This is a genomic window from Cohnella phaseoli, assembly GCF_003386235.1.
Classification (GTDB): Bacteria; Bacillota; Bacilli; order Paenibacillales; family Paenibacillaceae; genus Cohnella; species Cohnella phaseoli.
Window position 1 is genome coordinate 76,099 of the sequence record NZ_QRDZ01000016.1, and the last position, 19,642, is coordinate 95,740.

At 51.8% G+C, this 19,642-nt stretch carries 15 protein-coding genes; 6 read left to right on the forward strand and 9 right to left on the reverse strand.

Features of this window, described 5'->3' with window-relative positions; all coding sequences use genetic code 11:
- Window positions 1-65: 65 nt before the first annotated feature.
- The 5 genes from DFP98_RS19920 (at window position 66) to DFP98_RS19940 (ending at window position 5,144) form a co-directional block, all read left to right on the forward strand.
- Window positions 66-1,409 (forward strand): ABC transporter substrate-binding protein, encoded by a 1,344-nt coding sequence (locus tag DFP98_RS19920; protein WP_246016607.1) that lies wholly within the window; start codon window positions 66-68, stop codon window positions 1,407-1,409.
- Window positions 1,410-1,488: 79 nt separating this feature from the next.
- Window positions 1,489-2,418: a carbohydrate ABC transporter permease gene (locus DFP98_RS19925; protein ID WP_116062364.1), complete on the forward strand. Its 930-nt coding sequence runs from the start codon at window positions 1,489-1,491 to the stop codon at window positions 2,416-2,418.
- A 1-nt stretch (window position 2,419) separates the two neighbouring features.
- Complete coding sequence (locus tag DFP98_RS19930) at window positions 2,420-3,247, forward strand: carbohydrate ABC transporter permease (protein ID WP_116062365.1); 828 nt, start codon at window positions 2,420-2,422, stop codon at window positions 3,245-3,247.
- Between the two features lie 71 nt (window positions 3,248-3,318).
- Window positions 3,319-4,515: a trans-sulfuration enzyme family protein gene (locus DFP98_RS19935; RefSeq protein WP_116062366.1), complete on the forward strand. Its 1,197-nt coding sequence runs from the start codon at window positions 3,319-3,321 to the stop codon at window positions 4,513-4,515.
- A gap of 170 nt (window positions 4,516-4,685) precedes the next feature.
- The gene (locus tag DFP98_RS19940) at window positions 4,686-5,144 is read left to right on the forward strand and encodes an AraC family transcriptional regulator (RefSeq protein ID WP_116062367.1); all 459 of its coding nucleotides are present in this window, start codon (window positions 4,686-4,688) and stop codon (window positions 5,142-5,144) included.
- Between the two features lie 54 nt (window positions 5,145-5,198).
- Here DFP98_RS19940 and DFP98_RS19945 read toward each other — a convergent pair whose 3' ends face one another.
- Both DFP98_RS19945 and DFP98_RS19950 read right to left on the reverse strand, forming a co-directional pair.
- Entirely contained in the window at window positions 5,199-6,893 is a 1,695-nt protein-coding gene (locus DFP98_RS19945) for an RCC1 domain-containing protein (protein ID WP_116062368.1), read from the reverse strand.
- 35 nt (window positions 6,894-6,928) lie between these two features.
- Window positions 6,929-8,143 carry a hypothetical protein gene (locus DFP98_RS19950; RefSeq protein WP_116062369.1) on the reverse strand — a complete coding sequence of 405 codons (1,215 nt, stop codon included), beginning with the start codon at window positions 8,141-8,143 and terminating at the stop codon, window positions 6,929-6,931.
- Between the two features lie 225 nt (window positions 8,144-8,368).
- Between DFP98_RS19950 and DFP98_RS19955 the strand changes: the two genes are divergently transcribed.
- Window positions 8,369-9,142: a DUF817 domain-containing protein gene (locus DFP98_RS19955; RefSeq protein ID WP_116062451.1), complete on the forward strand. Its 774-nt coding sequence runs from the start codon at window positions 8,369-8,371 to the stop codon at window positions 9,140-9,142.
- A 130-nt stretch (window positions 9,143-9,272) separates the two neighbouring features.
- Here DFP98_RS19955 and DFP98_RS19960 read toward each other — a convergent pair whose 3' ends face one another.
- The 7 genes from DFP98_RS19960 to DFP98_RS19990 all read right to left on the reverse strand — a co-directional run bounded on the left by DFP98_RS19960 (window position 9,273) and on the right by DFP98_RS19990 (window position 19,600).
- Entirely contained in the window at window positions 9,273-10,340 is a 1,068-nt protein-coding gene (locus DFP98_RS19960) for an ABC transporter substrate-binding protein (protein WP_246016608.1), read from the reverse strand.
- Between the two features lie 99 nt (window positions 10,341-10,439).
- Window positions 10,440-12,050 carry an AraC family transcriptional regulator gene (locus tag DFP98_RS19965; RefSeq protein WP_116062371.1) on the reverse strand — a complete coding sequence of 537 codons (1,611 nt, stop codon included), beginning with the start codon at window positions 12,048-12,050 and terminating at the stop codon, window positions 10,440-10,442.
- A 36-nt stretch (window positions 12,051-12,086) separates the two neighbouring features.
- A complete protein-coding gene (locus DFP98_RS19970) occupies window positions 12,087-13,208 on the reverse strand; it encodes a response regulator (protein ID WP_116062372.1) in 1,122 nt (373 codons plus the stop codon).
- The gene (locus tag DFP98_RS19975; protein ID WP_116062373.1) at window positions 13,205-14,932 is read right to left on the reverse strand and encodes a sensor histidine kinase; all 1,728 of its coding nucleotides are present in this window, start codon (window positions 14,930-14,932) and stop codon (window positions 13,205-13,207) included. Before DFP98_RS19975 ends, DFP98_RS19970 begins: the two co-directional genes overlap by 4 nt.
- A complete protein-coding gene (locus DFP98_RS19980) occupies window positions 14,916-18,017 on the reverse strand; it encodes a cadherin-like beta sandwich domain-containing protein (RefSeq protein WP_116062374.1) in 3,102 nt (1,033 codons plus the stop codon). Before DFP98_RS19980 ends, DFP98_RS19975 begins: the two co-directional genes overlap by 17 nt.
- Window positions 18,018-18,123: 106 nt before the next feature.
- Window positions 18,124-19,032: a hypothetical protein gene (locus DFP98_RS19985; RefSeq protein ID WP_181917807.1), complete on the reverse strand. Its 909-nt coding sequence runs from the start codon at window positions 19,030-19,032 to the stop codon at window positions 18,124-18,126.
- On the reverse strand, window positions 18,959-19,600 hold the full coding sequence (locus tag DFP98_RS19990; RefSeq protein ID WP_116062376.1) for an RNA polymerase sigma factor: 642 nt from the start codon (window positions 19,598-19,600) through the stop codon (window positions 18,959-18,961). Before DFP98_RS19990 ends, DFP98_RS19985 begins: the two co-directional genes overlap by 74 nt.
- Window positions 19,601-19,642 lie beyond the last annotated feature (42 nt).

A 19,642-nucleotide genomic window follows, 5' to 3' on the forward strand; every position in this document is an offset into this window, starting at 1 on the left:
CAGACAGGATGACTGTCCGATTGCTATGGATTGAGGTCGGTAAGTAAAAGAGGAGGCCAAAAGAGATGGCGGTAAAGAGAAAAACAAAAGTATTGTCTGGTACAGTTGCGGGGGTCATGCTCTTAAGCGTCTTAGCGGGCTGTGGCGGCGATAAAGCCAATAATGCCAGCAATAGCGGCGCAAGTGAAGGCGGCAAGGAAAAGCAAGTCAAGCTGCGGATGATCGAAAGCCTGACCAGTCCGGATCGGACGACTTACCTGAAGGGAATGATCACCCGGTTCGAATCGGAAAACCCGAACATCAAAGTTGAACTGGTCTCGCCTCCGTTCGATCAGGCCGACAACAAGATTAAGACCATGATGGCGGCCAAGCAAGAGCTCGACGTGCTTGAGGTACGGGATCTGACGGTATCCGAGTTCACCAACAACGGTTATATCGAGCCGCTGAACGATTATGTGACCAATTGGAGCGATTTCAGCACGGTCACCGATGTCGCCAAGTCGGTCGGCTCATTGGGAGACAAGCTGTACTTTATCCCTAACGGGATGTACCAACGTCAGCTGTTCTACCGCGCCGATTGGTTCAAGGAAGCCGGTCTTTCCGCGCCGACGAATTACGAAGAGCTTGTTGAAAGCGCGATCAAGCTGACCGATCCGAGCAAAAACCGTTACGGCTTCTCGTTCCGGGGAGGCTCGGGCGCCAACGGCGTTCCGGATACAATCATTCAAAACCACAACTTCGATAATATCGACCATGCCGATTCATACTTCCTGAAGGACGGCAAGACGATGTTCTCCACGCCGGAAGCTAAGCAGGCAGTGGAGCTCTACATCAAGCTGTTCAAGGAAGGCTCGCCGAAGGATTCGATCAACTGGGGCTTCTCCGAGCAGGTTCAAGCCTTCACATCCGGTGTAACCGCGATGATTCTGCAGGACCCTGACGTGATCCCGTCTCTGAAGGAGAAAATGGACATCAGCACGGTCGGCACCGCGCCAATGCCTAAAGGTCCAGGCGGTAAGTCGTTCGTATCCGCCGGCGGAGCAGGCTGGGGCATTACCAGCTACTCTACGAACAAAGAAGCGGCCTTCAAGCTGATCCAGTTCCTGTCCAGTCCGAAGGAAAATACCGATTTCGCGAAAGCGACCGGACTTGTTCCTGTTCACACCAGCGCAAGCGAAGATCCGTTCTTCCAGGATGCCATGTACAAGTCGCTGTTGGAAATGGCAAGCAAGCCGGAGGAATACGTCAACCTGAAAGCCAACACGAAATATCCGGGTACGGGCAAATGGGGACAAGTCGCCATGGAAACCGGTCAATCGATGCTGCTTGGCAGCTCGTCCATTGAAGACACCTTGAAGAAGTGGGACGAATTCTGGGCCAACGAAAGAACGAATTTTAAGGACAAATAGTTCCCCGTAGACGGGCGGTGGGCGGCGACAAGCCGCCCATCGTTTACCTTTTGCGATTGACGATCAAGGGTGGTGAACAATGATGAATGGTCGGCCTTCTTTCCTGTCGAAGCGCTTATCGGCTTCGCGCAACTCCCCTGGCAAATTCATCGCGCTAAGCCTGCTGCCGGCTCTCCTGCTGGTGCTGACTTTTACGTATTATCCGTTCGGACGCGGTATCGTGATGGCTTTCCAAAACTATACGTTGTTCGACCTGACGAATGTGCATTTTATAGGCTTTGACAACTTCAAAGGGATCTTCAGCGATCCCAAGTTCCTCGGGGCGCTTACGAATAGCGCTTACTGGGTGTTCGTATCGCTTTTCCTGCAATTTGCGATTGGACTGGCGGTCGCGCTTATGCTGAACAAGAAATTTCGCGGCCGCGGCCTATTCCAAGGATTTGTTTTCTATCCGTGGGCGCTGTCCGGGTTTCTGATCGGCCTGATCTGGAAATGGCTGTTTAACTCGCAGATCGGCGTCATTAACGATCTATTGCTGCGAGTCGGCCTCATCGACGAACGAATCGGCTTTCTGTCCGATCCGAACTGGGCCATGATTTCCGTCATCATAGCCAACGTGTGGTACGGCATTGCCTTCTTCGCCATTATGCTGCTGGCGGCGCTTCAATCGGTTCCTTCCGAGCTTTACGAAGCGGGCAGTATGGACGGAGCAGGAGGAATACGCAAGCTGTTCAACATTACGCTTCCTTATATTATGCCGACGGTTCTCACGACAACGCTGCTAAGGGCGATCTGGATTTTCAACGACCCGGCCATTATTTACGGTTTGACGAACGGCGGACCGGCAGGCAAGACGCACATCCTGTCCTCGCTCATGCTCGACCGCATTATGTACGGCGGCGATTACGGCGCGGCTTCCGCGATCGGCATTGTTATGATCGGCATGCTGCTGCTGTATACAATCTTCTATTTAACGGTTACGAAGGCCGGGAAACTGGGGGATTTCTAGCATGAAACAATTCGCGTTGAAAGGACTTAAATCGGTCTCGTTAGGTGTTTACTTGATTCTGATGGTGTTCCCTCTGTTGTGGGTTGCGATAACCTCTCTGAAGCCGCAGAAGGAAATTTTCACGTATCCTATCCGTTACTGGCCTGAAGCTCTGACTTTGCAAAACTATGCCGATATTATTCGGGTTTCCAAATTTCAGATTTATATTGCCAACAGCCTGTTCATTGCGCTGACGGCCGCGTTAATTGTCTCTGTGATTTCCGTACTCAGCGCCTATATCATGGCCCGGTTTAAGTTCCGGGGACACAGTCAGATCATGCTCGCCTTTTTCTTGACACAGATGCTGCCCGGCTTTGTCTCGCTGGCACCGCTGTATATGCTAATGACAAAAATGGACTTGATCAACACGCATTTTTCGCTGATTTTAATGTACACCGTCGGGTTGATCCCGTTTTCAACCATATTATTGAAAGGATTTTTCGAGCGTATTCCGCAAAGTCTGGAGGAAGCGGCCATGATCGACGGCTGCTCAAGACTATCAGCGCTCATCCGCGTCATTTTACCGGTCATGATGAACGGGATTACCGCTACGTTTATTTTCGCCTTCGTTCAAAACTGGAACGAATTGTTTATGGCTGTCATGTTTATCGATAATGAAGGACTGAAGACGCTGCCGGTAGCGATGAACTCGTTCGTCATGAAATTCGACATCGATTGGGGCGCCATGTCGGCGGGCACGATGATGTCCGTTATCCCTACTGTCGTGCTGTTCGCGATTGCGCAGCGGTTCATCGTGGACGGGCTGACGCAAGGCGCCGTCAAAGGGTAAATTCACTCGCAGTCGGGCAAGCTCTGACGTTGACGCCAGGAGCCGATCCGTTTAGAAAGAGGATGCGTATTATGCATAAGATCAACCAACGAGAAAATCTTCATACATCGGTCGCACACGATCCGTACGACGGCCGACATCACGGAGCGATTCATATTCCGATTTACCAGACGAGCTTGTTTTCCTTCGATAGTTACGAACGGTTCATGCAGGCGCACGCCGACGAGCATCAGCAGCACGTTTACTCCCGAGGGAACAATCCAACCGTTCGCTTCCTCGAAGATAAGCTGGCGGAGCTGGAAGGCGCTGAGATGTCCAAGTGCTTCGCGTCCGGCATGGCCGCGATCTCGGCTACCATTCTGTCCAACCTGCAGGCAGGCGATCATGTCGTCTGCGTCGATCAGGCTTACGGACCGACACGGCACTTCTTGGAACACTATGTATCCCGGTTCCAGATCGAGACGACCTTCGTAGACGGCAGCTCGCTGGAAGCGATCGAGGCTGCGCTGCAGCCGAATACGAAGCTGCTGTATCTGGAGAGTCCTTCAACGATGCTGTTCCAACTGCAGGATCTAGCCGCATGCGCTAAGCTTGCCCGCAGTCGCGGCATCGTCACCGCAATCGACGGCACTTGGGCAACGCCGGTTTTTCAACGGCCGTTGGAGCTTGGAGTCGATCTGGTCATACACTCGATCACGAAGTATATTTCCGGACAGAGCGACAGCGTCGGAGGCGTTGTCAGCGGCTCTAAGGAGCTTGTCGGTCGAATCGCCTCCGGGGAATATATGCTGCTCGGCGGCATTATGTCGGCGCATACGGCAGCTCAAGTAGAGCGCTGCTTGCGCACGTTGCCGCTGCGGCTTGAACGCCACGAACGCAGCGGATTAAAGGTCGCCGAGCATCTGTGCCGACAGCCGTACGTGCTGCGCGTCAACCATCCCGGGCTGCCGTCGCATCCGCAGTATGAGCTGGCCAAGCGGCAGATGGACGGCACAAGCGGGCTGTTCTCCTTCGAATCCGCCGAGTCCCCCGAAACGATGCGGGCTTGGTCCGATCGTCTGCGCTACTTTAAGATCGGGGTCAGCTGGGGCGGCTTCGAATCGTTGATCACCGCCAACCCGGTTCCGACCGGTTACGGAGCACCCGGCGCGCGCAGCCTGGTGCGGCTCCACGTCGGCCTGGAAAGCGCGGACGATCTGATCCGCGATCTGGATGAAGCGTGGGAGCAGACGGCTGCCGAAGCGGCGGCGGAACGCTCGGAGCAATAAAAAAAGCAAGGGGTCGCTGTTTTTTGCAGCAGCCCCTTGCTTTTTTTATTTGCCTTTCAGCATTTCTTTTTTCATAAAAATTATTATTTTAAAACATTTATTGGAAATTAATTTTATATCATGTTAGCATTCGAAATGCGTCAAATCCTACTAGGAATGGAGAATCAACCATGCAACTTAAAGTAGAAACACTTCCGACCTATCGCATTGCCTATGTACGTCAGGTTGGACCGTACGGTCCCGCCAATACGCAAGCTATGGAAAGGTTAAAGGTATGGGCAGCGGGGAAAAACTTGCTCACGGAGTCTGCCCTGCTCTTCGGAATTCCGCAAGATCATCCTGCAACAACGCCGCCGGAAAACTGCCGATACGACGCATGCATTGTCTTGTCTCAATCAGCCCCCATCGATGAAGCCGTTGGCGAAGATCGCTTCCCGGGCGGAAGCTACGCGATTTGCAAAATCGAGCATACGTCGGAAGCCGTTCAACAAGCATGGGCGGCCATCTTCCCGGCTTTGCAGAGCGGCGGCTATCGTATGGACGACAACAAACCGATTATCGAGCGGTATCGTGGAGAATTGCTGAAGGAGGGCTATTGCGAGTTGTGCGTACCTATTAAGCCGCTGTAGGCATATACGACACGACTTTATCTCCTCAGGTCAGGGTTGGATCGACGAGCCCTTTTACAGGGGCTCGTCGAAGCGACCCTTTTCCGATCCTACATTCAGTAGCTTATACAAACGCATAGTCGTTATTATGCTCATTTCTCTCGAATACGAGGCTTTGGGGCTAAACACGCTATTTCCTACACCTCGCATAATTTCAGCGTTAAGACAGTAGTTAACAGCTTCCAGAGCCCAACTGGATATTTGCTCGCGATCCGCTAAGAGACTCTCATCTAATTGAACAACTCTGTTGTCACTGCCAAGGAAAAGGGCGGTTTTCATAAGAATCGATGCCGCCTGTTCTCTGTTGATTAGGCCTTCAGGATTGAATCTGCCTCCTCCAATCCCCTCGATAATACCAATTGCAGCAATATGAAGAATGTCCGAATCACTCGTATCAGAGAACGAATAGTTCAGTGTCAACCCTCTTTCCAATAGAATAGTATCAAGATCTTTACCCGTCTTATTCTCGATCAAGGGCACGATTAATGAAACGAATTCGCTGCGAGTTATACTGCTTTGATATTGCGACTGAAGCCTTTTGGGCAGTAGTCCTTCTTGACTTGCATAAAGAATATCTTCTTTCGCCCACAAGGAAGGGAACGAAGCTTGCGCTCCTGTCCTAGCGACGTTATCCATGAGTCGAATCGGCATTGTATGGGGATCGTAATCGAACGCGCCGAGCCCCAGTTCGCCTACCGAATTCGTACCGAATCCCCAAAGCGTTCCGTCCGACCTCAACGCAATGGTGAAAGCTCCTTCCGCTGTCACGTCTACGACGTCGTCAAGCACTTTCTGCGGGGTAAACCTGGAGAGTTGGGTGCCGTCCCCCAATTGCCCATCTTCATTTTCTCCCCATAACCATAGACTTTTGTCCTTCTTAATGACCGCCAGATGATTGCGGCCATCGATTTTCAGAACTTTGTCCATAAGCTTCACTGGAGTGAACTGCGAAGCTACGATGCTCTGGCTCCCGTCATCATAGGGATCGAATGCCCAGGTTTCATCCGCTCCGTTGAAGATTAATCCATCATGATTGCCCCAGCCCCACAGCGAGCCGTCTTTCTTGACCGCAAATGCGGCCATCCCGGCTCCGTGAACGGATGCTACATCCTTCATAATGAGTATGGGTGTGAGCACATCTGGACTTGGGGTTTTAATCCCAAGCGTACCCGAGTAGTTATTTCCCCAGCCCCACAGCGTACCATCCTCCTTCACAGCGTAGAAAGCATTAATCCCTGCACTGATTTGTACAACGTCGGACAACTTTTTCTTTGGAGTAATCGATCTGTGAATGTCTCCTTTCCAGACGGTTCCATCCGTTTTCAAGGCAATCCATTCGGTATAGCTATTAGCAACCGCTTTGACGTCATCCATTACCTTAACGACTTCTCCATGATCGCCGACTGTCCACATGCTGCGATCAGCCTTAATGACATACCCGCTGAACCAATCCGCATACACTCCGATGACGTCATCCATTAATTTTGTTATTTTCGCGCGCTCGGGGGATTGATCTCCGGATTGATCGTTAAACGTTCCTTTACCCCAATACCACAAGCTTCCATCTTGTTTGATCGCGTAAACGCGGCCATTTCCGCTTGCTATTGTCTGATCGAACCGCCCCTCTGCTGCTGCGGCAGCCTCGTGTGAAGGAATAAGATTAAATACAATCACAACAACCATGCAATAGATAAGTACTTTTCTAATCATTGGCCACCCCCTAGCAAATCTATTGTCTTATTAAGTTACTTGATTTTTTTCCACGTAAGCCCGTCGCTTGAGATTAGCATCTCCGTTTCATTGTACCCGATGAAGTATTTGCCGGATTGGATCACATACATATTTCTCGGCACATTCTTCAGCGCGGTTTCCTTCCAATTCGTCTTGTCCTTGGAGATCAATACCCTCGTATGCTGCCCTCCCGGGCCGTTCCAGAACTGAGCGAACACGTAATATTGATTGTTCGCTTTGAAGATCGGCGTGCGATAATCGCCCAAGCTGTATTTCTGGAAAATCGGCTGCGCCTTCTTAAGCGTGAACGTGATTCCATCCTTGGAGCTCAACTGGTTCGAGTAGACGTCGTAGAAACGAATATTGCCCTTCTCCAGAGGCTCTTCCTCATAAATATGATAATCCCTTGCCGGCACCCGTTCGCCCGTTGCCAGATTTAACGTATACCAATTGTACCGGAAATTGCCCTCCGCTCCGGATCGAAGCGTCCACTCCTCCAAGTCAAGAGACGTATATACGATCAGATCGGCTCCCTCGCCGCCCTTGGGCTCGGTAAGGAAGTTGTTAGGTACAGTCGTTTTCTTGTAGTTGAAATAACGATGACCGCCCGCGATCGCTGCGTAACCTTTGCCGCTGGGAACGATGTATACTTTGCTCCCGGACCACAGAATATCGGTCAACGCTCCCGCACGAGCCCACTCTTTTCCGTCCTTGGACGTAAAAATGTGCAAGCTGTCGAGTTTCTCGTTCGTGGTCACGGCAATCCACTTTCCGTTCACTTTCTGGATGTTATTGATCCCCAGCTTCTTCCCGTCCGGCGCCTTCAGGTAGAACGGCGTCCAAGTCGCTCCGTCTGAGGAATAGTAGTGCGGTTCTCCGGAATAACGATAATCGTTAGTTATGTAATAAAGCCCATCCAAGTAGTCGATTTCAAAATAGGGTTCCGAGGACGGCAACCGACGCGCCTCCCATGTCTTTCCGTAATCCCTCGTAATATTCAAAAACTTATCCGACAGGGTAATAATCGTCCCTTTGCCGTCCGTCGCGACATTATTCATCGGATCTCCGGTAGCCCGCTTGAACTTGACCGGAAAGGTGATCGGCTGCGAAGTTTCCATCGTCTCCTGATCTCTCTCTTCCGCGGCGGCAAGTCCCGGAAGGGCTGCTGCAACGATGAGAACTGCCATGATCAGGTACCGAACTAATGTTGCTGGCTTTCCCGCTTTCATGAAATATATCCTCCTATATGTAGAATAGATGCGAAGGTGCTGAAACCTATTCTACTATAAGGGCTTACGCATGGAAATATCAGGATGAAGCGGAAGCGATCCATTGAACAAGCTGAAAACAAGCAATTTCCCGCCAAGTAATTTCTCTTTTTCCGTTCCCCTGGCACCTTTATCATGGAGTACAAATAAATGCACCGGTTAAAGGTGCAGGGGGTTCCCTTGATCTTGAAATCAATCGTTCAATTGCTGCATTTCGGCTATCATCAGGCGATGAGCTGCTTGTTCCCGGTCGCGATCTTCGGAACTCTGGCTCTCTCCAACGTAGTTCATCTGCCGTTCATCTATCGGTACGACGCTATTCTGCTGGTTTTGTTAGGCGTACAATACTTCCTGTATCGCAGCGGATTGGAGACTCGCGATGAAATCAAGGTCATCTGCCTGTTTCACCTGATCGGTCTGGCCCTCGAGTTATATAAGGTACATATGGGTTCCTGGTCATACCCCGAGCCGGCGTATACGAAGCTGTTCGGCGTCCCGCTCTACAGCGGGTTTATGTATGCCAGCGTAGCGAGCTTTATGTGTCAGGTATGGCGGAGATTGAGGATGGACATGACCGGCTGGCCCGGACTGGCGTCTGCTGCGCTCCTGGGCGGGGCGATTTACTTGAACTTTTTTACCCATCATTTTATTCCCGACGTTCGCTGGTGGCTGACGGGGCTTGTATTTATCGTATTTCGGAAAACATGGATCATCTATCGGGTACGCGAGGCCACCTATCGAATGCCCTTGACGCTCTCTTTTATCATTGTTGGCTTCTTCATCTGGCTGGCCGAAAATATCTCGACATTCTTTAATGCGTGGAAGTACCCTAACCAGCACCAAGTCTGGCATCTGGTCAGCTTCAGCAAGATCAGCTCGTGGTTCCTTCTAGCCATCATCAGCGTCATTATTGTGGCTCAGCTTAAGTATGTGAAGGCTCGTCGGGTATGGGGAGATTGAATCGTCTCGCAATCGTGCAACTCCCCCTCAGACTGTCGAGAAAGTCCCGGCAGTCTGAACGAAAAAACCGCCTAACCTCGTATTGGGAAGGCGGTTCCGCTATCTCACAGCAACCAGATATAGCTGATATTTATGGGCTTCCGACAACAGCGGCCTTAATGTCATCGATAACGCTACTGTTGGCTATCGGGCCGGAAGACATCCAGGTTCTGGCCGATACTTTAAATACACGGTCGTTCTTGACGGCAGGCATCGCCTTCCAGACCTGCAGCTTCTCGACCTCGATCGCAGCCGCATTTTCCTTCTCGTATTCCTCGGCGGGGCTGATCGAGCCGCCGTAGATGGCGAACACGTAATCCGCCGTAATTTTCGGCAGCTCCTCAAGCGACGCGTTGATCCCCCAATCCCCATCGGCCTTTTTCTTGAATTCGTCGATGCTCGCATCCGGTTTAAGTCCCACCTCATCGTAGATCAGCGGAGCGAAGCTTGGGAAAAATACCTGGATCTCCTTATCAGAGGGACGAAGGAAAGCGACTGTATTCTTCGAACCGGCGGCAGCGGCGATCGCCTCTTGAGCCTGCTTCAGTTTGTCTTCGTAAGCTGCGACAACCTCCTTCGCCTTGCTCTCCAATCCCAGGACTTGTCCGATAACGACGATATTCCCCTTCCAGTCGTCCGGCTTGAAAGCAATCGTCGGCGCAATCTTGTTCAGCTTCTCGTAACCTTGCTCATCCGTAAAATATCCTTGCAGAATAATCAGATCCGGTTTCGCTGCCAAGATCGCCTCGAAGTTCAGGTTAAGATCGGAGCTTTCCGATAGCGGAATATTCAATGCCTTTAATCGATCGTACAAATAATAGCCGTCGAAGCCGTAGGCGTACACTAGAGGAGCGTTCAGCGACAGGGCGATATCTTCGTGCCCGATAACGGCGACGCGCTGCGGATGCAGCGGAACTTCCGTCTCGCCGTAATAATGCTTGATCGTCTGTGTCTGCGCTTCTTCGGATGAAGCCGAAGCCTCGGGGCTGGAGCTCTGGCTTGGACTTGGCGGCGTCTCCAAGCTTGTCTCCTGCTTGCCGCAGGCGCTTGCCGTCAGCATCGCCAGCAATAGAACGATCAGTCCCGCAAATCCCCATAACCTTTTACTAACCATTGAACCGCTCTGGTCAACGCCAGCGGGTCTTTCTAATCGAATCACTCGTATCCCTCCGGTTGTGAATGAGAATCATTATCACCATGCCCATTATAAAGAGGTTTACCTTCTCAAGGAATACGATATAATGCTGAGTTTATCGCTCTAGAGAGCACGAAATAACTGCTTCAAATCTTGAAGCAACAATTCCTGCCGATTGGCCGTGTATTCCAGTATAGGCTCTTGCAGCCAATTGCGGTCGGAACCGCGGTACACATTGCGATTGCGTACAGCCCTCAAACCTTTCCAAGCCTCCGTAAGCTGCAGTCGCTCCCATTCCGCCTGCGACTCACGATCCTTCACGACGGTGACCAGCAGCGTATCCGCATCCAGCTCGGATAGCCGTTCTACCGTTGCAAACTCCGTAAAAGGAATTTGTTCGACCCCGGCAGCACATGGAATCCTCAGATCGTTATAAAGCACCGATCCGGCGCGCTTGCCCCAAATTTGCATTCCCCGGGCACAGATGTTCAGAATTAGCAATCTGCCGCTGCGAAACGCAGACGGGACGATACTTCGCAGCTCTTCGGCCTGCCCTTCATAGCGGTCGAGCCATTGCTCCCCTTCCTTCTCCCGCTCTATAAACCGGGCAACCTGAATAAGATGCTCTTTCCAGCTTTCTTTGTGCCATCTTAGAAACAAGGTCGGCGCGATTTGCCGCAGTCTGATCTTCTCCTCTTCGATGATCATCTCGTCGAGGGCCACGATTCGATCCGGGCAAGCGCGAGTCAAGGCTTGGCGATTAAAACTGTAATCATGGCTGAGCGGCACCTTGACGTCGAAACGATATTTGCGTCGATAATCGTCAGACCAGCTCTGATCGATCGGAGCCGCGTAAGGAATGATTCCGAGCGTCAGCAATTGGCCGACATTAGGCCAGCTATATGCCGCGGTTCGGCATTTCCGACTAGCGATGTAGCTGCTCGGCGAAATCCCGACATGCTTCTTGAACTGACTGCTGAAGTACAGCGGGTCTTTGTAGCCGACGGTCTCCGACACTTTCCTAAGCGACTCTCCCGCTTCCATGAGCCGCTTAGCCTCGTTCGTTCGCAGCTCGGTCATATACTCCATAACGCTCTGTCCGAAGCGCTCCTTAAACGATCTCATAAAATAATAGCGGCTCATCCCTGCCTTGTCCGCCAAATCTTCTACAGTCACGGTTTCTCGATAAGCGGATTCGAGATAGGCACGCACCCGCTCCAGCGCCTCGCCATGCTCGTCCTGCCTCCGGAACAGCAGGTACAGAAGCTCCAGAAAGCCGGCTTGTCCGGCAAGACGAGCGATCGGATCGGCGATGCTCCACCCTTCCGCCGTCTTATTACATAACAAGAGCAGTCGCGAGTCGGCGGCCGTACTGAAGCGTCCACGTTCCGTAAGCCAGCTCGTCGTTCGCTGGATCTCCTCCTCCGGGCCGACCAGATCGAATAAAAAGCGATATTGAGGATAATCGCCTTTCCGTTCGTAGTGCGTCTCCACACGCTGCCCCGCAGCGACAAAATAAGCCGAGTTGGCCTGTAGAGGATACAGCAAGCCGTCGATCACAATTTTCCCGTAGGATTGCCCGGGTACGAAGAGCATGAACGTCGGAGCCGAAGTATACACAATTCGACACGTTTTATTTTCACGTTCGCGAATAGATTCTTTAAGCTGAAACCAGACATTCCCGAGCCCGCCGCCGATTGGCGCTCCGGCTTCCCGACCTGAATCATGCTCCATACGGGCTCCCCTCCCCCCTTCATCTAAAATAGATCACTAATATTCGTGTCGCTTCTCCCAAATCCGGCGCAATTTATCCGAAGGTTGGAGACCCAACTCCTGAAGCAATAATTGCGAATAACGCTCATAGGAGCTATGAAGAGATTGCCGATCCCCCATAGCTACAAGAGTCGTCAGCAGCAGAAGATTGCACTCTTCGTCGAATTCATTGTGAGACACCAGTCTTCGCGCGATTCGAGCCGCCTCCCGATACTGCTCTCGGTTTAACAACCGATTGACGAGAAGCTTGGCGAAGGAATCGTAGACGAGCACTAGTCGTGAACGCTCCGCGGTCACCCACATATACGACTTGTCCTCGAACAGCTCGCCCGCAAAGCGCTTTTCCAATTCAACCGCGGCTTCTTCCTCTCCCGGTTCAATGGAGGACAGCTTCTCGACCCCCTGCTCGAATTGAATAAAGTCGACATCCATCTGGCTCAAGTCAACGCGATACTGCTCCGGCGTGGACAGAATCGCCTCTTTGCATCCGTGCTGCGACAACGCCTTTCTCAGCTGATAGGCCGCTGTATTAAGATAAACCTCGGCATTTTTAAGCGGCATATCCGGGAACATATCCTCTAGAATGCGGGCTCTAGATACGTTGCGACCTCTATGTACCAGCAAATAAGCGAATAGCTCCGCACTTCTCCGGGATATCCATTTTACTTCTCCCGCTTGCCGACTGGAAACCTCGAAGCCTCCCAATCCGCGAACCGTTAGACCTTGAGGAGCGCGGCTTTCCGTTTCTCCGGAAGAAGCGCTTCGTCTGCCAAGCGCTCTGGCAATAGTCTGCTCCAGTCGCGTACCGGAAATCGGCTTGACCATATAATCCAGCGGATATACATCGTAAGCCGGTATCGCATATTCCGTGTGCGATGTCGTAAACACAATGTCCGCGTCGGCACGTAACGCACGCAATCCCCGCGCCAGCTCCAGCCCATTATCTTCGCCGATCTGGATATCCAGGAAGGCAAGATCCACCTGATTGTCTCGAACGAACTGCAGAGCCTCCGCCGCGTCCTGAAAGCTCCCGACCAATTCTATGCCTTCCGACTTGGATAGCAGCCGCTTCATGGCGAGCAGCATTGCCGGTTCATCATCGACGACAAGAACTCTCATCCTTCCTTTCCTCCCCTCACGGTAAAATAAAATACGCTCCCTTGCCCTGCGCGGCTTTCCGCCCACATTTTCCCGCCGCTTCGCTCCACGAACTGCCGACTGACCAGCAGTCCGAGTCCGGTTCCCCGCTCCCCCGCCGTACCGAGCAACGAGTTTAACGCCTTCTCTTCGAACAAGCGCAGAACTTGCTTTTCATCCATTCCCACTCCGTTATCGCTAACGGAGATAGTCGCCAATTCATCGGATACCCGGGCGCTTACGCGAACGGAGCCTCCTGTTCTCGTAAATTTAACGGCATTGGATAACAGGTTGCGCAAAACCAGGCCCAATACTTCCCGGTCGGCATATACGCGAGTACCGGCAGGGATCGCGTTCTTCATCTCAATCTGCTTGGCTTCGCTCTGTGCCCGCAGCATATGGCAGCAATCCTCTGCGACTTCGGACAACTCCAGCCATTGCGGACGTAGCGCCATATCTTCCCGTTGGCTGCGAAACCACTCCAGCAGATTGTTCGTCATTCCCAGCGTTTGGCGAATCTGATCCCCCAGCATCCCAACAATTTCCCGGTGCTCCTCGTCGAACCGGTTTTGATCCTCCTCCAGCATCGCGATCAGTTGGTACTGAGAAGCAAGCGGGCTACGAATATCGTGCGATACGATCGTAAACAACTGGTCCTTCATCCGGTTTAACTGCGCAATCTGCTCCAGATGCTTCTCTTTCTCCGTGACATCCACGACAAGAGAGACGCTGCCTTGCTTGCGCAGACGATGCACGGGATAGACGTTGACGTTGTAAATTTTCCTTTCCCCGTCTAGCCAAGCCTCAATTGTGGCCCGCCCCTCCTGCATGGACTCGCACAAACGCCGCCATTCCGGCCATGGTTCCAGCAGTTCCTTCACGTCCCGGCCGGAAATCTCCGTATGTCCCATACCCGCGAACCATCGCGACGCTTGTTTATTGCTGTCGATGATTTTTCCCGAAGCATTGGTAATAACGATACTTTCCTGAAGCGTATCGAGAACGATCGTTCTGGCGAAAGGGACAACCGCGAAAAACTTAATCCTCAGCATAATAACGAGCATCAACATCCCCGTAAATCCGCAGTAAACCGATAACGAAAGCAGCCAGGGCGACCATTCGGGCTGTATAAGCCTGGCAACCTCCAGTGCGAACGGAAACATGCTGAGAAACAGAACCCACATTCCAGGCTTGCGAAAATCGCTGCGGATATTCCGTATATATTGGAATAGAAAGAAGACGCCCCCTACGATGATGCTGAAACATAGAAGACCGAACGCAATGGAATAGACAGTCCGGGAAGTCACCAAGTGACCATTTATGAGCTCTATGAGACGGTAGATCACATGAAGCTCGGAGTCAAACCAAGACAGCAAAGACCAGAGCGCGAATACGGAAAACAGCGCAACTCTCCAGATCGGCTTGACCAGTTTCTCCCGACCGACCAACTGATAGACAAAGAGAATAAAGCAAGGCACGATAAAATTCAGCGCCGTGCTTTGAAGATGGCGAAAAATCAGCTTATCCATTAATAAATAGCTGCTTTTCTCCATAATGATGCTGGCGGAGTAGATCATTCGACAGGCGATCAGGCCGATAAGATAGCTGACTCCGCGTTCTTTTCTATACCCGTATACGAAAAATAAAATGATGCCCGACATGACCACCGAAGCGGACATCAGAATAAGTTCAATTGTGGGATTCATGCTTCAAGTATACCATTTCAGAAATCGACAAAAAAAGACCGGCCCGCAACGTCATATAGAATGACGCGCTAGACCGATCTGTACAAATTTCATGTGCGCTTGGCACTAATAAAGCAACTTCCACAGCCTTAGAAGGACAACCGCGGCTTCGGCTCTCGTCGTAACCTCTTCCGGCGCGAACCGATTGCCCGACCGTCTGGTCAGCACCCCGCGCTCGCGTGCGGCCTCGACATACCCAATTCGGAATGCCGGACTCATCGGAAAAGTAACCGCCCCCCTTGCTTCCGACCTGCCATTTCATTGCTCTGGAAACCATCGCGGCCATTTCGGAGCGGCTTACCGTCTGTACCGGTTTAAGCGTTCCATCGGGATAGCCCGTCAGAATTCCTTTGCCCACCGCTGTTCGAATCGCTTGAACCGCCCATTTCGGCGTGCTGTCGCTATCGCTGAACGATAGAGCGCCCGCATCGTTGTCGATCTCGATCTGGAGTGTACGGAGCAGCATGACCGCGAACTCCGTTCGCGTGACTGCGGCATTCGGCATGAAGATGCGCGGACTCATTCCCTCTACAATTCCCAGTTCGGCTGCTTCGCAGATCTCCTTCTTCGCCCAGTGCTTCTGAATATCCGTAAAGGAACATTCTGGCGCTTGAGGTTCAGTAACCGACTCGCTCTGACGAGTCAGGGAAATCGTATAACTCTTGCTGGTACCGTCCTCCGCCGTCACAATCACATCCAATACGTTCTTCCCCGCTTTCAACGGCAACGTCCCGCTCGCGCTTCCGCTGGCGACCGTCTCCAGCCCACCGCCATTCACCCTTACCTGAACGGTTGCTTTCTTATCCTCCAATATTGGAGTTAGGCTAATACCGTCTATAGAGTTTGCCACGCTGGACGTATAGCCGAGTATGCTTGGAGTGAATGCAGGGTTTAACGCAGTTCCCCCTGTCAGGCTTAATTCGCTAAGATTTGCATTCGCGCTGCGCGAAGGAATCATGCCACCTCCTGCGCTAGACGGTGGGGACTGGCGTGTTACGTTTACCGTATACGACTGAACAGTCGTACCATCCTGCGCAGTCACAATCACTTCGATCGTATTAAGGCCTGTATTCAGAGGCAACGCGCTACTCTCGGCACCGCCTGCTACGGCTTCCGATGCGCCGCCATTCACCCGAACCGCTATCGTTGCCGTCGCATCCGCGACCGGTGTTATACGAATGCTGTTTTGACTATAAGGCACATTCGACGTGTAGTCAGACGTACCCGCGCTGAAAGAAGGACTAAGCGCCACGCCTCCAGAAAGGCTGAGCCCGCTGAGACTCGCTTCTGTATTTGGATCGCGCGTCACGTCTATCGTATACGTCTGAGCGGTTGTTCCATCCTGCGCAGTCACGGTCACTTCGATCGTATTGAGGCCTAAGTTCAACGGTAAGTCGCTGCTTGTACCACCGCCCGCTACAGCCTCCGGCGCACCGCCGTTCACCCGAACCGCTACTGTAGCCGTCGTATCCGCAACTGGCGTTACACGAATGCTGTTCTGACTATACGGCACACTCGCTGTGTAGCCAGGCGTACCCGCACTGAAAGATGGGCTGAGCGCTACGCCCCCCGACAAACCGAGTCCACTGAGATTCGCATCTGTGTTTGGGCCGCGCGTCACGTCTATTGTATACGTTTGAATAGTCGTACCATCCTGCGCGGTAACCACCACTTCAATCTTATTCGCACCTACATTTAACGGCAAGGCGCTGCTCTCCATCCCGCTGTCTACCGACTCAGGCGCGCCGCCGCCATACACTTGTGCCGTAACCGTAGCTGTCGCATCGGATAAGGTTGGAATTACACTTATCCCATACACACTATAGCCCACACTCGACGTATAACTGAACGTGCTCGTACCGAATGGCGTATCAAGTACCGCCCCCCCTGACAGGCTCAGATTTTGCAGGTCCGCATTTCTATGATTGCCCAAAAGAACGTGGAGATGATTAAAATTCTGGGTAACAAACGCGAGATCCAATACGCTATCGCCGTTAAAGTCCGAGCTAACCATATTAAATATTGAACCAATACCGAGAGGGTAAGTAGTTGCTGTTTCAAACGTTCCATCGCCAATGCCAGAGAAGATCGAAAGGTTCGATGATCCGAAATTTCCAACTATAATGTCGATTTCCCCATCGCCTACGAAATCTCCGATTAAGATAGCTCGCGGATCAGCGCTTCTAGTAGATTGGTTAACCCTATTTTGAAAAGTACCGTCGCCATTTCCCAATAAAATAGAAATAGAGCCAGATGAGTTAACCGCGACCAAATCCAAGTGTCCGTCCTTATTCAAATCGGCGGTAGCTACTCTTTGCGTGTATTGCGAGGTTGAATAATCTACTTTCGGAGCAAAGGTTCCGTCGCCATTCCCTAATAAAACACTAACTTTTTGGTCGACAAAAGCGCTAACCGCGAGATCCGGATTGCCATCCGCATTGAAATCGCCAATCGCAATTTGAGAGGTCCCCGCCGCGGCAGCAACATTCACAATAGGTTCAAAGGTCCCGTCGCCATTTCCTATCATAATGAACACACTGCTCCCTCCAAGAGGGGACACCCCCAAGTCCATTATTCCATCCTTATTGAAATCAGCCGAAACAATATAGTGAACAGATCTGCCCACAGGGATAACCATTGCGCTCGCAAAGGTTCCGTCACCATTTCCTAATAAAATTGAAACTGAATTCGAACTCCAGTTCACGGTTGCCACATCAACGTTGCCATCTCTATTAAAATCCGCGTTCGTAATCGCAATAGCCGTTCCCCCGGCATTGGATGTGGTATGAGATCCGAAAGTCCCATCCCCGTTGCCATTCCAAACGGTAACTGAGGAACCGTCAAAACCTGCAACTGCAAAATCAAGATAGCTATCATTATTAAAATCAGCAATAGTCACATCATTGCCTGAACCGGCCGCCGAATATCTGGTTTCGCCTTGAAAGGGGCCTGCATAGGATTGCAAAGGCGTTAACATCGTAACCAGCAACAGGATAGCTAGAGCGGTTAAAGTTAAATGAAACTTACGATTTACTCGAATTTCCATTCATAGATCCTCTTTTCTACTGTGTTTAAATGGGGGGAAATGTATCAGTCCCAACCAACTTATCAGAGCCCAATGAAAGAGGAATGAAAGAAATCCGAGCCGCCCCTTATTCTCCGATCAACACAAATGCGATTTCTATCAGGCGCTCCTGCGACATTTTTTCGGCAGAGAGGTCGTCCAGACGATAATAGGCGTACTGATCCCCTTCGCCCTCTCCCCAAGCCAAGCGCTGCGAAGCACTGTCCCGCTCTTTTAAGTAGAAGACTTCCCGCGCGCCGATTTGAACCTTTTTCATCTCCAGCTCGTTCATTTCGTCTGTAAAAATAGCCCGATCCGGCACATTAGTCCATACGCTTAACGAGACTTTATCCCCGCGGTCATTCTTGTAGCTCGCATAATACCCCGTGATCTCGCCAAGCGGAATCGTCCGATAGCTTAATTCCTCGAAAGTTTTAGAGTCCGCCCAATCCTTCTCGTCCGCGACTTCCCATCTAAGATCATGCACAAGCGAGCCCGATTGAAAAACAAAACCGTTTCCGAGTTCATTCAACGGCTTACGCCGATCGATTTCTGCGGCAAATTGCGAAAAGTCGGTATACTGCCGTTCGTTTGCTAGACCGATATAGCGATTCTGGTCCTTCAAGTAAAACACGGCCGCCTCTCCTTCAGCCAACAGGCTCCGCAATGCTCCCGTATCGACCTCATCGACAGACTCGTCACCCGGCATGAAGCCTCTATATTCCAGAGCAACCGAACCATCCGGAGCAAAAATCTTCCAGGATTCCATCGCATAGCCGAAGCCGCAGGCAAAGAGGACCGCCGCTACGATTAAGGAAATGCGCCATGCACCCATCCGGCCTGACTTCTTCCCCGATGAAATAACCAACTGCGATTGCTCGGCCCGACTTCTGCTACGAACTTCCGCCATAATCCGTTCCGTTCTATCGATTCGGGGCAGTCGCTCTTTCAGCGATGTCAGATTCGCTTGCCAATCGATAGGTTGACTCTTCCTCATCTTCTCCATCCTCCATTTTTCCCCAGATTCTTCTTAGCTTGGCTAGAGCTCGCTCCACCCTTTTGCGCAAGGCCGACGACGATTGGGGAAAAATCTGTCCGATCTCCTCGTAGGATTTTCCCTCCATCACCCGGAGCACAACCAGCGATCGTTCATCAACCGATAGCCGCCGAAGCGCCCGCTCGCTTTGCACCAGCACTTCCTTCCGTCTCGCAACCGCATACCCTTCATCCGCATGATCCTGACTGAGCGGTTTGAGCAGTCTGGCCAACAACGCCGATCTTTTCCGCTTGCGGAGCAGGTTTAGGCAATGATGATAGGCCATCTTGTACAGCCATGCCGAGAAAGATTGACTGTAGGCATACAGCGCCAACTTCTCGTAAGCTTTGATCAGCACGTCCTGTACCGCATCCTCCGCTTCTTCCCGCTGCATGAGGAGATGATAACAATAGACGTACAAGCGCTGCTGATACCTCTCAATCAGTTCCGCGTACAGCTCCACTTGCCCTTCCCTAACGGCACGAATCAGCATTTCGTCGGAAGCCTCGCACATTCGCTCCTGGTTCATCGCTTTCCCTCCTTCCGTTTTCGTCTATATAACACCCCGGTT

Bases quoted from the DNA above. Each gene is read 5' to 3' on its own strand.
- DFP98_RS19920 (WP_246016607.1), top strand. From the start codon at position 66: ATGGCGGTAAAGAGAAAAACAAAAGTATTGTCTGGTACAGTTGCGGGG.
- DFP98_RS19925 (WP_116062364.1), top strand. From the start codon at position 1,489: ATGATGAATGGTCGGCCTTCTTTCCTGTCGAAGCGCTTATCGGCTTCG.
- DFP98_RS19930 (WP_116062365.1), top strand. From the start codon at position 2,420: ATGAAACAATTCGCGTTGAAAGGACTTAAATCGGTCTCGTTAGGTGTT.
- DFP98_RS19935 (WP_116062366.1), top strand. From the start codon at position 3,319: ATGCATAAGATCAACCAACGAGAAAATCTTCATACATCGGTCGCACAC.
- DFP98_RS19940 (WP_116062367.1), top strand. From the start codon at position 4,686: ATGCAACTTAAAGTAGAAACACTTCCGACCTATCGCATTGCCTATGTA.
- DFP98_RS19945 (WP_116062368.1), bottom strand. From the start codon at position 6,893: ATGATTAGAAAAGTACTTATCTATTGCATGGTTGTTGTGATTGTATTT.
- DFP98_RS19950 (WP_116062369.1), bottom strand. From the start codon at position 8,143: ATGAAAGCGGGAAAGCCAGCAACATTAGTTCGGTACCTGATCATGGCA.
- DFP98_RS19965 (WP_116062371.1), bottom strand. From the start codon at position 12,050: ATGGAGCATGATTCAGGTCGGGAAGCCGGAGCGCCAATCGGCGGCGGG.
- DFP98_RS19970 (WP_116062372.1), bottom strand. From the start codon at position 13,208: ATGAGAGTTCTTGTCGTCGATGATGAACCGGCAATGCTGCTCGCCATG.
- DFP98_RS19975 (WP_116062373.1), bottom strand. From the start codon at position 14,932: ATGAATCCCACAATTGAACTTATTCTGATGTCCGCTTCGGTGGTCATG.
- DFP98_RS19980 (WP_116062374.1), bottom strand. From the start codon at position 18,017: ATGGAAATTCGAGTAAATCGTAAGTTTCATTTAACTTTAACCGCTCTA.
- DFP98_RS19985 (WP_181917807.1), bottom strand. From the start codon at position 19,032: ATGAGGAAGAGTCAACCTATCGATTGGCAAGCGAATCTGACATCGCTG.
- DFP98_RS19990 (WP_116062376.1), bottom strand. From the start codon at position 19,600: ATGAACCAGGAGCGAATGTGCGAGGCTTCCGACGAAATGCTGATTCGT.